This window comes from Arthrobacter sedimenti (assembly GCF_042652025.1).
GTDB classification, from domain to species: domain Bacteria; phylum Actinomycetota; class Actinomycetes; order Actinomycetales; family Micrococcaceae; genus Arthrobacter; species Arthrobacter sedimenti.
In genome coordinates this window covers 274,375-286,803 of the sequence record NZ_JBHSDQ010000003.1, presented here as the reverse complement: position 1 = coordinate 286,803, position 12,429 = coordinate 274,375, and the positions used below count along the sequence as shown (strand labels likewise).

Below are 12,429 nucleotides of genomic sequence, written 5' to 3'. Positions count from 1 at the left end.
AGCAGAGAAGAAACCTGCCGGGCCCTGCTGCGGCGGAACTGATTGAAGGGGTGCAAACGTGGTTACCGCATTTGTTCTGATCAAGACTGACGCCGCCCGCATTCCCGAGACGGCGGAGGAGATCTCCGCCATCGAAGGCATCAGCGAGGTCTACTCGGTTACCGGGGAATGGGACCTGATCGCCGTCGCGCGCGTACACCGGCACGAGGATCTGGCGGACGTCATCGCCGACCGGCTCTCAAAGGTTCCCGCCGTGGTCCACACCACCACCCATATCGCGTTCCGTGCCTACTCCCAGCACGACCTGGACGCCGCCTTTTCCTTGGGCTTCGAGCAGTAGGCCCTGACCGCGGCTCTTGCCGAACTAAGCGCGGGACAGGGACACCCAGCGGTCCAGCACGGCGGCGGCGGCACCGGAATCAATTGACTGTGCTGCACGGGCAAATGCCTTCTGCATCCGGCCCAGGAATGGGCCCTCCGCGGCCAGGTCGAACGCAACCAGGCCGGCCGCGGCATTGACCAGGACCGCGTCCCTGGCAGGACCCTCCTTGCCCGCAAGCACGTCACGCACGACTCCCGCGTTGGCAGCTGCGTCGCCGCCCCGGAGCTGTTCCACGGTAGCCAGGCTGATGCCGAGGTCGTCCGGCGAGAAACGGAGTTCGGTCACGGCGCCATTCCGGATCTCCCAGACCGTGGAAGGGCCGGTGGTGGTCAGTTCATCCAGCCCGTCATTCCCACGGAAAACCAAGCCCCTGCTCCCCCTCCGGGCCAGGACGCCCGCCACGAGGGGTGCCATCCGCTCGTTGGCGACGCCGACAGCCGAAGCCTGCACGTTGGCCGGGTTTGTCAGCGGCCCCAGGAAGTTGAATGCCGTTGGTATCGCCAGCTCGCGGCGGGGTACGGCGGTATGGCGGAAGGAGGGGTGGAACACCTGAGCAAAACAGAACGTGATTCCAGCCTCTTCCGCGTTCCGGGCCACCCGGGCAATGGACAGGTCAAGACGGACGCCGAGCGCTTCAAGCACGTCAGCAGACCCGGACGACGACGACGCGGCCCGGTTGCCATGCTTCACCACCTTCGCACCGGCGCCGGCAGCGACGAGGGCGGCCATGGTGGAGATGTTGACGGTGTTAAGTTGGTCACCACCGGTCCCGACGATGTCGAGCTTTTCGCCGGAAATTTCCACCGGGTTGGCGTGGGAAAGCATCGCTTCGACCAGGCCGGAAAGCTCGTCCACCGTCTCACCCTTGGCGCTCAGGGCCACCAGGAATCCGGCAATCTGGGCAGGCGTGGCCTCGCCGGACATGATGGTGTCCATGGCCCAGGAGGTGTTCTCCGCCGAGAGGTCGGACCCCTTGATCAGTGCGGAGATCAGGCGGGGCCAGGTGTTGCCGGACGCTGCGGATGCCAGTGAAGTCACCTGCTGATGCTATCGAGCGATGGCAGGCGCTGACCAATGTGAACGGTGCCGGGAACTTTTCCCGGCAATTTCGCGCGTTTGTAGAAAAAGTGCTCCGAAAAGGCGGTTTGCGTTGGGCAGCACGGACTTTTACAGACATAATGTCTATGTGACATCTGCGACCCATGCCCCCAGTACCCCGGCGCACCCCACGCTGAACCGCCCCAATATGGTTTCTGTCGGAACCGTTGTGTGGCTGTCCAGCGAGTTGATGTTCTTCGCCGGTCTCTTCGCCATGTACTTCACACTGCGCTCCACGAGTGGTCAGATGTGGGCGGAAGAGACAGCCAAGCTCAACTTCCCCTTTGCGCTCGTCAACACGATCGTCCTCGTTGCCAGTTCCTTTACTTGCCAGATGGGCGTCTTCGCCGCAGAGCGGCTGCAGCCCCGGCGTGCCGGAGGTGCACTGCAGTTCGCCCGCTGGGGAATGAACGAATGGTTCACCCTGACGTTCCTCATGGGCGCGTTCTTCGTCGCCGGCCAGACCACCGAATACGCCATGCTGGTCTCCGAGCACGTCTCGCTCTCCTCCAACGCCTACGGCTCAGCGTTCTACATGACCACCGGCTTCCACGGCCTCCACGTCATCGGCGGCCTGATTGCCTTCCTGCTCATCATGGGCCGGTCCTTCGCTGCGAAGAAGTTCGGACATTTCGAAGCAACGTCCGCAATCGTCACCTCTTACTACTGGCACTTCGTGGACGTCGTGTGGATCGGCCTCTTCCTGGTCATCTACGTACTCAAGTAGCCAGCTTTGATTCTTTTTCTACAAGAGGCAGAATTTCAGGTAGCGGCTCCCGGAGCCGGCGCAGGATCGAATAAAGGAACCACCACGTGAAGGCACTCTCCCAAAAGCGGCGTCACCCACTTGCAGCAATCGCGCTGCTCCTGATGGGGCTCCTGATTACGGGTGGGCTGTACGCCGTAGCGACCTCGATGAATGAGGCCAAGGCGAGCACCACCACCGCAAGCGCAAGCGACACGGAGGAAGGCGGCAAGCTCTTCGCCGCCAACTGCGCCACCTGCCACGGCATGGGTGCCAGTGGATCCAAGGACGGCCCCTCGCTGGTGGGTGTCGGTGCCGCAGCTGTTGACTTCCAGGTCGGTACCGGCCGCATGCCCATGCAGATGAACGGCCCCCAGGCCATGAAGAAGCCGGTCCAGTTCAACGACCAGCAGATCCACCAGCTTTCAGCCTATGTTGCTTCCCTGGGAGCCGGCCCGGCAATTCCTTCGGAGGACCTGACAAACGGTGGCGGCGATGCAGCCGCCGGTGGCGAGCTCTTCCGTACCAACTGTGCCATGTGCCACAACGCTGCCGCCGCGGGCGGTGCCCTGACCCAGGGTAAGTTTGCTCCCGCCCTGGCGGATGTCAGCGGCAAGCACATCTACGAGGCCATGGCCACGGGCCCGCAGAACATGCCGGTGTTCAACGACGCCAACATCACGCCCGAAGGCAAGAAGGACATCATCACCTTCCTGAAGCAGATCGAGACCACCGGCTCGCCGGGCGGTGCGAACCTGGGCTCCCTCGGCCCGGTCGCCGAAGGCCTGTTCGTCTGGGTTGCCGGCCTCGGCGTCATCATCGCCTTCACCATTTGGCTGACCTCCAGGACGTCCTGACGTTCGGCAGGAAGAACAAACTTCTGCTGCCCAGTCAGCAGCTTGATATTAGAAACTAACCCGGCAACAGCCGGGACGAGAGAAGGATGAGGCGAATTATGGGCAACCATAGTGACGGCAGTCCGAACCACTCGGGCACCGTAGCTACGGCTGGTCAGAATGAGGTGGAGAGGTTCCAGGATCCTGGAATTCCCCCGCATCGTTTGCGCCTGGCTGACACGGACCCGAAGGCCGCAAAGCGGGCAGAACGGCAGGTCGCCTTACTGTTTGGCATTTCTGTTGTTGGAACCCTGATCTTCCTGGTGGCGTACTTCGCCATCGATCTGGGCAACGATTCCAGCATTGCCACTATCCGGCTCCAGAATGCCCTGCTCGGCGTAGGCACTGCCTTCGCCATGCTGGGTATCGGTACCGGCATCGTGCACTGGGCCAAGGCCCTTATGCCCGATCACGAGGTCTCCGAGGAACGCCATGCGATCCGTTACGAGGAAGACCGCCAGGCTGCGGTCCGCATCGTTGACGACATCGTGGAAGAGACCGGCATCAAGCGCCGTCCGCTGATCCGCAACACCCTCCTGGGTGCCGTTGCGCTGGCTCCGCTTCCCGCTGTCGCCATCTTCGGTGACCTGGGACCCCGGCCTGACGACAAGCTCGCCCACACCATGTGGGCACCCCAGGACGGAAAGCTGAAGCGCCTCACCCGCGACCCCGATGGAACTCCCATCAAAGCCGCGGACGTTACCATCGGTTCCGCTTTCCACGTGATCCCCGAGGGTCTGAACGAGTTGCAGGAGGGCAAGCTCAACGAGAAGGCAAAAGCCGTTGTGCTCCTCATGCGCCTCGATCCTGCTTCCCTGAACCCTTCCAAGGGCCGCGAAAACTGGGGTTACAACGGCATCGTTGCCTACTCAAAGATCTGCACCCACGTTGGTTGCCCCGTTGCTCTGTACGAGCAGCAGACGCACCACCTGCTGTGCCCGTGCCACCAGTCCACCTTTGACCTCACGCAGGAGTGCAAGGTGATCTTCGGCCCCGCCAGCCGTCCTCTCCCCCAGCTGCCCATCGCAGTTGATGACGAGGGGTACCTCGTCGCTACCAGCGACTTCCATGAACCCGTAGGACCAAGTTACTGGGAGCGTGATGAGCATGAGCGCAACATCAACAGCTGAACCCGCCTTCGTCGCCAAAACCAAGACAGGCCGGTTTACCGACTTTGTTGATTCGCGTGTCGGCGGCTCCGGAATCCTCCGCGAATTCGGCCGTAAGGTCTTCCCCGACCACTGGTCATTCATGTTCGGCGAAGTGGCCCTGTACTCCTTCGTCATCCTGTTGCTGTCGGGCACCTTCCTGACGTTCTTTTTCGATCCGTCCATGGCGGAAACGCACTATGACGGCGGCTACGTTCCCCTCAAGGGAGTGGAAATGTCGGTGGCGTACAGCTCGTCGCTGAACATCTCCTTCGACATCCGTGGCGGCCTCTTCATGCGCCAGGTTCACCACTGGGCCGCCCTGCTGTTCGTGGCGTCCATCGCGGTCCACATGCTCAGGGTCTTCTTCACCGGCGCATTCCGGCGCCCGCGTGAAATGAACTGGGTTGTGGGCAGTGTCCTGCTGATCCTGGCCATGGCGGCTGGATTCACTGGCTACTCCCTCCCCGATGACCTGCTGTCCGGTAACGGCCTGCGAATCATCGACGGTGTTATCAAGTCGATCCCGGTTATCGGAACCTACATCTCGTTCTTCCTGTTCGGCGGGGAGTTCCCGGGAACGGCCATCATCAGCCGCCTGTACATGCTGCACATCCTGCTGGTGCCGGCGCTGATCCTGCTGATGATCGTCCTGCACCTGTTCATGGTCGTCGTCCACAAGCACACGCAGTACCCCGGCCCGGGCCGCAACGACAACAACGTTGTCGGCTACCCGCTCGGCCCTGTGTACGCAGCCAAGGCCGGTGGATTCTTCTTCATCGTCTTCGGTGTGATCGCCCTGATGGCGGCGTTCTTCACCATCAACCCGATCTGGAACTACGGCCCCTACGACCCCTCACCGGTGTCGGCAGGTACCCAGCCTGACTGGTACATCGGCTTCGTTGACGGCGCCCTCCGCCTGATGCCGGGTAACCCGTACGGCTGGCACGTCGAACAGGTCTGGTTCGGCCACGTGTTCACGTTCAACGTTCTCCTGCCCGCCCTGGTGCCGGCCGGCATCCTGTTTACGGTGATGTTCACCTACCCGTGGATCGAACGGTGGATCACCAAGGACGACCGTGAACACCACGTACTGGACCGTCCGCGCAACGCCCCGACCCGTACGGCCATCGGCGTAGCAGGTTTCATCTGGTACTGCGTCATGTGGGCGGCTGCAGGTTCCGACCTCATCGCCACCCACTTCCACGTGTCGCTGAACGATGTCACCTACTGGCTCCGCGCACTGTTCTTCATCGGCCCCATCATCGGCTTCATCGTCGCCAAGCGCGTCGCACTCGCACTGCAGCGCAAGGACCGCGAGATCGCCCTCCACGGCCGGGAGACGGGCCGCATCGTCCGGCTCCCGCACGGTGAGTTCATCGAGGTCCACGCCCCGCTGGATGAGTACAAGCGCTACAAGCTGGTTGGTTTCGAATCGCCCCAGGTTATTCCGGCCATTCCCAACGAACACGGCGTAGTCACCAGCAAGGAAAAGCGCCGTGCGTTCCTCTCGCGCTGGTTCTTCGAAGACCGCGTTGCCCCTGCAACGCCTGCTGAGCTGGAGGCGGCCCATGGCCACGGCCACGAAGCTGTTGAAGCCGCAGAGGGAAGCAAGAGCCTGACACACTAGCTCCTGACGCACACAGGAAAGGCCCGATCCATTGAACTGGTACCCAAAAGTTGGACTCGTAAATGTGCGAGTTCCACTTTAGCGGCCAGCGATCGGTTTTTCGAAGAGGTCCCCGTCCCATTTGGGACGGGGACCTCTTCGTTGCTGGCAGTTCTATGGCCGCTGAAGTGAGTGTTCGATTAAGGATCCGCTACGGGAGCGGGAGATCCATGATCTGTGTGAAAACCATCTCCTCGTTCGGATCCCGGGCAGGCAACATCGCGCCGCCCGGGTTCTGGACAATGCGAGGCGTGGGGCGTCTCCGCAGGTCCCGTCCGAGCCCGAGCGTCGCAGTCTGGGCGACGAGCGGGCGGGCGAACGCGCTTGCCATGACGCTGAAGCGGTCGCTCCCGCCGCCATTCCCGTGAACCATCTTCGCGAACGTGCCGTCGGAGAGCCGTAGAACGAGCGCGTCGTCGTGCCCGCTCCGCAGCGGCCGATCAATGAAAGTCACGTTCACCCGCACAAACGAATCCCATACCTCGTAGCTGGTCACATAGCCTCGGACCACTGTGCCGTCCGGGACCGTCACCTCGAACTCATGCCGCACGGGCAGTAGCACCCGTTCGAGCCGAGGCGGCTCGCCCCCCATAGAGTGCACTGCGCCGATCATCGTCCCCATTGTTTAGCTCCTAGTTCTGTCATCAGCGCGGCCCCTATTTCGTTCAGCGGCACACCACCGATGATGCCTGATGGCCCGCGGCTGTCAAGACTCACAGACCGGGGCAAGAGGCCTCCAACAGAAGCAGTGGGCTTCTGCCGCCCGGAACAGTTCCTTTCGGCCGCAGCTATCCCGGTGAGGGAGTCCGGTGCGGGCATGGCTCCCGCGGACGACCAGGTTATGGGCAAGTGCCTCCATACATGGGCACTGAAACGGTGGAGGATTTGGCGGTCGCTTTCTCCGTCACTCTGATAACTACACAGGCTGGCCCCTGGACCAACGTCATCCCCGGGAACTGGGCAGGTCGATCCTCACACGAGGTGACCGTGTAAGAACTGGGTAAGTCGGGGTCTCCGTGGCGGATTGCTTCGCTGGTTTCCCACTCTGATGCGGAGGCGACAATGAGGGAAGCGTCTGACGGGGCGTCGATAGTGATGGTCCGTTCCCCAGATCCCGCTGCCACAGTTATCGGCGTCTTCCATGCCCCGTATTGCTTGCCTCCGTTGCCCGTGTAGGGGTACCCGTTCATTTCGTCGCGGACGGGCCAGGAATAGTTTGCAGGGCTACCCGCCCAGGAAAGCGATGAAACGCCTTCGGCAGCGGGAGCTTCGGGTGCGGGAGGAGCACTGCCTTCCCATGCATCTTCACAGGTCAAATTAGGGGCAAGCTGCAGCCGTGGAATGGACGTATCTGGGGCGGTGGCTGGCTGCGTGTTCGTGCAGCCGTTGACTGCTACTAGAACAACCAGCGCCGCTGCTGCCGTGACCTGAAGTGACCGCATAGCTTCCCCCGTCGAGCTATTGAACTGCTACAAGAACACCACGGAAGAGAATAAACTGCTATCAATTTGCCGGCTGCTGCGAGGTCGGAGACGCGACGCGGCGACGCGTGCCGATGACAGGTTGGGTAAGAGGGTCCTATGCCGCAAGCATCTGAGCCCGGTACTGTACCGGGCTCAAGCCCTTGAGCTTGGTGGAAATTCTTTCGGTGTTGTACCAGCGGATGTAGTCGTCCAGCGCTGATGCCAGTGCGTCGGTGGTGAGGAACCGGACTCGGTGAAAGAGCTCTTCCTTGAGGTGGCCGAAGAAGTTCTCCATGACGGCGTTGTCGTAGCAGTTGGCTTTGCGGGACATCGATTGCACGGCGCCGGCGTTCTTCAGGAGCGTGCGCCAGGAGTTGTGCTGATACTGGAATCCCTGGTCGGAGTGCACGAGTGTTTTTTGCCCGTCCTCCAGTGTGGCCAGGGCGTCGCGCAACGAGGCGTTGGCCAGCTCCAGATTGGGCGAGGCGCCAATCGCGTAGGAGATGATCTGCCGGTCAAAGAGGTCCATGATCGGTGAGAGGTAGAGCTTCCGGTCACCCACGCTGAACTCGGTCACATCGGTCACCCACTTCTGGTTTGGGGCATCCGCTTCGAACTCGCGTTTCAGCAGGTTCGGGGCCACGATGCCCTGCTCGCCCTGGTAGGAGTTGTACCGCTTCCTGCTTCGGACCTTGCAGACCAGCCGCAGGGAACGCATCAGCTTCAGCACGGTCTTCTTGGCGACCGTCCACCCTTGCTTGAGCAGTTCGATATGGATCCGGCGGTGCCCGTAGCGGGCGTGGTTCTTCGTGAAAATCTCAGTGACAGCTGCCTTCAGGGAGGCCCGCGGATCGGGGCCATTAAGTCGGGCCTGGTGGTAGAAGAACGTGGACCGGGGTAGCCCGGCCACGCTCAGGAGAACTTCCAACCGGTGCTCGGCCTTGAGAGCGATGACGGCGCGGACCTTTAGCGCTGTTCCTCGTCCCTCAAGGCCTGCACTTTTCCCAGGAACGCCACCTCTGCGCGCAGGCGCTCGTTCTCACGGCGCAGTCTTTCTACCTCAGACTCAGGGTTCCTTGCTGTCCCGGGCTTCGTCTTCGGCCGGCCTTTCGGCTTGGGGCGCAGCCCGTCCTCGCCTTCGGTCCGGTACTGACGCGCCCACTTCTCGAGCATCAGTGGAGAGGAGAGTCCAAGCTCCTTCGCCAGGGCAACTTTGGGCTGACCCGCGCGGTATCGCTGCACAGCATCAAGTTTGAACTCAAACGAGAACACCGGTCTGGTTGGCTTCGCCACCAGCGTCGTACCTCCGCGTATCCGCCATCGACCATACAACCGTTTGATGGCACCTCTACCTACTCCGAGTCGGGTCGCTACCGCCCAAGCACCCCAACCCGTTTCAAACAACGCTACCGCGGCCTCGCGCTGCTCCTCGGACAACGAACTTCTTCCATGCATAAAACTGCTCCCCGAAAGCCAGAACTGATTTCTCAGTCCAACTTTCGGGGAGCAGTTCACATTATGGATCGGGCCTTTCCTGTTTAACACGCCGCTGCAGTGGCGCCAGCCGGATTCACCAGCCCCAAATCCGGGCGTACCTAGTGGTTGCGCGCCCTCCGTGCCCCGGGGCGCTGGAGAGGCACCCAGAGCTTGTAGCGGTCCGCCCGGTAGTACGAGACCGAGTAGTCCACCATGGCCCGTGCCACGAACGCATGGCGCTGGATCTTCAACAGGGGCGCCCCCACCTCAACGTTCAGCAGCCTGGCCGTGGAGGGCGACGCTGCCGTGGCCTCGATCATGTCCTCCCCCCACTCCATGACCAGGCCAAACTGCTCGCTGAGGACGTTATACAGCGAGGTCGGCGGCTCGCCGTCGAGCAGGCCGGGGACCCGGTGCGCCGGGATGAAGTTCTCGTCCACGCTCATGGGCTCCCCGTCAGCCAGGAGGAGCCGGCGGAACCGGACCAGCGGAGTGCCTTCATCAAGCTGCAGCTCGCGTGCAAGGAAGGCGCTGGCGCCAATCTGCTCGAAACTCAGCACCTTGGCCGCCGGAACCATGCCGCGCCGCTGCATCTCTTCGCTATAGGACGTGAGCTTCACCTGCAGGTCCAGTTTCGGCCGGCGGACGAATGTGCCCAGGCCGACCACACGCTCGATGACCTCCTCCCCCACCAGGGCGTCAATGGCCTGGCGTACGGTCATCCGCGCCAGTCCAAAGCGTTCGGCAAGGTCGCGTTCGGATGGAAGTGCCGAGCCCGGCGGGCAGGACTGCGCGATATAGGTTCGCAGGATCTCGCGAAGTTGAATGTAGATGGCGGTTCCGCTGGTGCGGTCAATCTCCCCCGCTATCGCCGTGGCGCCAGCTGCCATGTTCTGTCTCCTGCCGTTGGGTTTGCAGTCAATTTTAGGACGGGCTAGACCACCTGCTGTACCACTTTGCTCTCCCGGTCGCGCACCGCGCCGGGCGCCGGATATATTTGGTCAGGAAATTTTGCCGACAGACGGATGGGGCCGTCGTTTGACGTAGGAGTCGCTTTGCCAATACAGAAGGCCGTGGTGGCTGCGCCTGTGGGCCTGCATGCACGTTCCGCCGCGGTATTCGTCCGTGCGGTGACCGACACTGGGCTGCCGGTCACTATCAGCAAGGCGGGCGCCGGCGAGGTGGATGCGCGGTCCCTGCTTCAGGTGATGACTGCTGACTTTCCGCAGGGCTGCGAGGTTGAACTCGCGGTCAGCGAGACTATGCTGGACAGCGATCTGAGCCGGCAGAAAGCCGAGGAAGCCCTGCGGGAGCTGCGGTCGCTGTTGGAGTCCCAGGGAAGCGCCTGAGGCGCTTTAGGACATGGATAACGACGTCGGGCCCCACCGAAAGGTGGGGCCCGAAGTCGTTATTCCGTTGCTTGTTTAGTGCGCGTGGTCTCCGCGGCTGTATTCGTAGACCCAGCCTACGAGGGCCACGACGGCGATGCCGCCAGCGATCGCGATGATCCAGGGGCCAAGTGCCAGGCCCGCGAAACCGGTGGCGCAGGCGATGCCCAGAACCAGGGGCCACCAGCTCCAGGGGCTGAAGTGCCCCTGTTCGCCGGCGCCTTCATGGATTTCAGCATCGCTGCGGTCCTCGGGGCGCAGGCCTACGCGGCGGCCGGTAAAGCCGAGGTAGGCGCCGATCATGCCAGCGAGGCCGCCGACGAGGAGGATGCCCAGGATGCCGACCCACTCGCCCCAGCTGGTCAGGAAGCCATAGATGATCGAGATGGGCAGGAAGAAGAAAACTCCGGAGCCAAAGATCCAGGATTCAATTTTCACTGTGCGGTGTCCTTCTGGTCGGCGTTGCCGAGCACCCCTGCTGCAGGAGCCGGCGACTCAACGGTGTGGACCTGGCGGAGTTCCGGGTGGTGCAGGTCCAGGGCGGGACGCTCCGAACGGATCCGGGGCAGGGACGTGAAGTTGTGGCGCGGCGGCGGGCAGGACGTGGCCCACTCCAGCGAAGCACCAAAGCCCCACGGATCATCAACCTGGACCTTTTCAGCACTGCGCCAGGTGATGTAGACGTTCCAGAAGAACGGGATCAGGGATGCACCCAGCACGAACGATGCAATGGTTGAGAACTGGTTCATCCACGTGAAGTTGTCCTCAACGAGGTAGTCGGCGTAGCGGCGGGGCATGCCCTCGACGCCCAGCCAGTGCTGGATCAGGAAGGTGCCGTGGAAGCCGAGGAACAGGAGCCAGAAGTGGATCTTGCCCAGGCGCTCGTTGAGCATCTTGCCGGTCCACTTGGGCCACCAGAAGTAGAACCCGGCGAACATGGCGAACACCACCGTGCCGAACACCACGTAGTGGAAGTGCGCCACCACGAAGTAGGAGTCCGAGACGTGGAAGTCCAGCGGCGGGGACGCCAGGATGATGCCGGTCAGGCCGCCGAAGAGGAACGTGATCATGAAGCCGATGCTCCACAGCATGGGCGTCTCGAACGTCAGCGAGCCGCGCCACATGGTGCCGATCCAGTTGAAGAACTTCACGCCCGTGGGCACCGCGATGAGCATGGTCATGAACGAGAAGAACGGGAGCAGGACGGCGCCCGTGACGTACATATGGTGCGCCCACACCGTCACCGACAGGGCGGCGATGGCGATCGTGGCGTAGACCAGGCCCTTGTAGCCGAAGATCGGCTTGCGGCTGAAGACCGGGAAGATCTCCGAGACGATGCCGAAGAACGGCAGCGCGATGATGTACACCTCGGGGTGGCCGAAGAACCAGAACAGGTGCTGCCACAGGACAGCCCCACCGTTCTCGGGGTCAAAGATGTGCGCACCGAACTTGCGGTCCGCGCCCAGGGCGAACAGTGCGGCGGCCAGCGGCGGGAAGGCCATGAGCACCAGGATGGCGGTGATCAGGGTGTTCCAGGTGAAGATGGGCATCCGCCACATGGTCATGCCCGGGGCACGCATGCAGATGATGGTGGTGATGAAGTTGACGGCGCCAAGGATGGTGCCGAAGCCGGACAGCGCCAGGCCGAAGACCCACAGGTCACCGCCGATGCCGGGGGTGAACGTGGTGTTGGACAGCGGCGCGTAGGCGAACCAGCCGAAGGACGCAGCACCCTGCGGGGTGATGAAGCCGGACACTGCGATGGTGGAGCCGAACAGGAAGAACCAGAACGCCAAGGCGTTCAGGCGCGGGAAGGCAACGTCAGGGGCGCCGATCTGCAGCGGCATGATGACGTTGGCGAATCCGGCGAACAGCGGGGTGGCGAACATCAGCAGCATGACTGTGCCGTGCATGGTGAACAGCTGGTTGTACTGCTCTTTGGTCTGCAGGATCTGCATGCCGGGCTCGAACAGCTCGGCGCGGATCAGCAGCGCCATGACTCCGCCGAGGCAGAAGAACACGAAGGACGAGATCAGGTACATGTACCCGATGGTCTTGTGGTCGGTGGAGGTGATCCAGTTGACGACGATGCGCCCCTTGGATTTGGGTACCACGGGAGCCGGCAGGACTCCCGCAGGTGCGGACTGGGTGTACGTAGCCACGT

At 62.5% G+C, this 12,429-nt stretch carries 13 protein-coding genes; 6 read left to right on the top strand and 7 right to left on the bottom strand.

The genetic code is table 11. The annotated features are described in order from the left end of the window. Positions 1-58: 58 nt before the first annotated feature. On the top strand, positions 59-340 hold the full coding sequence (locus tag ACFO0G_RS09415) for an Lrp/AsnC family transcriptional regulator (protein WP_043456257.1): 282 nt from the start codon (positions 59-61) through the stop codon (positions 338-340). A gap of 24 nt (positions 341-364) precedes the next feature. Here ACFO0G_RS09415 and trpD read toward each other — a convergent pair whose 3' ends face one another. Further along, entirely contained in the window at positions 365-1,420 is a 1,056-nt protein-coding gene (gene trpD, locus ACFO0G_RS09410; RefSeq protein ID WP_376977200.1) for an anthranilate phosphoribosyltransferase, read from the bottom strand. 148 nt (positions 1,421-1,568) lie between these two features. On the opposite strand from trpD, the gene ctaE reads away from it, so the two are divergent. The 4 genes from ctaE to qcrB all read left to right on the top strand — a co-directional run bounded on the left by ctaE (position 1,569) and on the right by qcrB (position 5,899). Beyond that, positions 1,569-2,207: an aa3-type cytochrome oxidase subunit III gene (ctaE, locus tag ACFO0G_RS09405; RefSeq protein ID WP_196803315.1), complete on the top strand. Its 639-nt coding sequence runs from the start codon at positions 1,569-1,571 to the stop codon at positions 2,205-2,207. An 86-nt stretch (positions 2,208-2,293) separates the two neighbouring features. Beyond that, the gene (gene qcrC, locus ACFO0G_RS09400; RefSeq protein ID WP_376977198.1) at positions 2,294-3,082 is read left to right on the top strand and encodes a cytochrome bc1 complex diheme cytochrome c subunit; all 789 of its coding nucleotides are present in this window, start codon (positions 2,294-2,296) and stop codon (positions 3,080-3,082) included. A gap of 98 nt (positions 3,083-3,180) precedes the next feature. Then, positions 3,181-4,251 (top strand): cytochrome bc1 complex Rieske iron-sulfur subunit, encoded by a 1,071-nt coding sequence (gene qcrA, locus ACFO0G_RS09395; protein WP_142133797.1) that lies wholly within the window; start codon positions 3,181-3,183, stop codon positions 4,249-4,251. Next, positions 4,229-5,899, top strand: coding sequence for a cytochrome bc1 complex cytochrome b subunit (gene qcrB, locus ACFO0G_RS09390; protein ID WP_142133796.1), 1,671 nt, complete (start codon positions 4,229-4,231; stop codon positions 5,897-5,899). The genes qcrA and qcrB overlap by 23 nt, the downstream gene beginning before the upstream one ends. Before the next feature lie 190 nt (positions 5,900-6,089). Here qcrB and ACFO0G_RS09385 read toward each other — a convergent pair whose 3' ends face one another. The 4 genes from ACFO0G_RS09385 to ACFO0G_RS09370 all read right to left on the bottom strand — a co-directional run bounded on the left by ACFO0G_RS09385 (position 6,090) and on the right by ACFO0G_RS09370 (position 9,767). Next, positions 6,090-6,560, bottom strand: coding sequence for a hypothetical protein (locus tag ACFO0G_RS09385; protein ID WP_376977195.1), 471 nt, complete (start codon positions 6,558-6,560; stop codon positions 6,090-6,092). Positions 6,561-7,516: 956 nt separating this feature from the next. Continuing rightward, the gene (locus tag ACFO0G_RS09380; protein ID WP_376977193.1) at positions 7,517-8,329 is read right to left on the bottom strand and encodes an IS3 family transposase; all 813 of its coding nucleotides are present in this window, start codon (positions 8,327-8,329) and stop codon (positions 7,517-7,519) included. Positions 8,330-8,367: 38 nt separating this feature from the next. Beyond that, on the bottom strand, positions 8,368-8,694 hold the full coding sequence (locus ACFO0G_RS09375; protein WP_376977191.1) for a helix-turn-helix domain-containing protein: 327 nt from the start codon (positions 8,692-8,694) through the stop codon (positions 8,368-8,370). Between the two features lie 302 nt (positions 8,695-8,996). Continuing rightward, positions 8,997-9,767, bottom strand: a complete 771-nt coding sequence (locus ACFO0G_RS09370; protein WP_376977189.1) for a GntR family transcriptional regulator — start codon at positions 9,765-9,767, stop codon at positions 8,997-8,999. A gap of 165 nt (positions 9,768-9,932) precedes the next feature. Here ACFO0G_RS09370 and ACFO0G_RS09365 point away from each other — a divergent pair, with 165 nt between their 5' ends. Continuing rightward, positions 9,933-10,226: an HPr family phosphocarrier protein gene (locus tag ACFO0G_RS09365; RefSeq protein ID WP_376977187.1), complete on the top strand. Its 294-nt coding sequence runs from the start codon at positions 9,933-9,935 to the stop codon at positions 10,224-10,226. A gap of 75 nt (positions 10,227-10,301) precedes the next feature. Here ACFO0G_RS09365 and ACFO0G_RS09360 read toward each other — a convergent pair whose 3' ends face one another. Both ACFO0G_RS09360 and ctaD read right to left on the bottom strand, forming a co-directional pair. Continuing rightward, positions 10,302-10,703 (bottom strand): cytochrome c oxidase subunit 4, encoded by a 402-nt coding sequence (locus tag ACFO0G_RS09360; RefSeq protein ID WP_142133793.1) that lies wholly within the window; start codon positions 10,701-10,703, stop codon positions 10,302-10,304. Then, entirely contained in the window at positions 10,700-12,427 is a 1,728-nt protein-coding gene (gene ctaD / locus ACFO0G_RS09355; protein ID WP_142133792.1) for an aa3-type cytochrome oxidase subunit I, read from the bottom strand. The genes ACFO0G_RS09360 and ctaD overlap by 4 nt, the downstream gene beginning before the upstream one ends. Positions 12,428-12,429 lie beyond the last annotated feature (2 nt).

Coding starts and splice junctions, on each gene's coding strand:
- ACFO0G_RS09370 (WP_376977189.1), bottom strand. CDS start 9,767: ATGGCAGCTGGCGCCACGGCGATAGCGGGGGAGATTGACCGCACCAGC.
- qcrA (WP_142133797.1), top strand. CDS start 3,181: ATGGGCAACCATAGTGACGGCAGTCCGAACCACTCGGGCACCGTAGCT.
- qcrB (WP_142133796.1), top strand. CDS start 4,229: ATGAGCGCAACATCAACAGCTGAACCCGCCTTCGTCGCCAAAACCAAG.
- ACFO0G_RS09385 (WP_376977195.1), bottom strand. CDS start 6,560: ATGGGGACGATGATCGGCGCAGTGCACTCTATGGGGGGCGAGCCGCCT.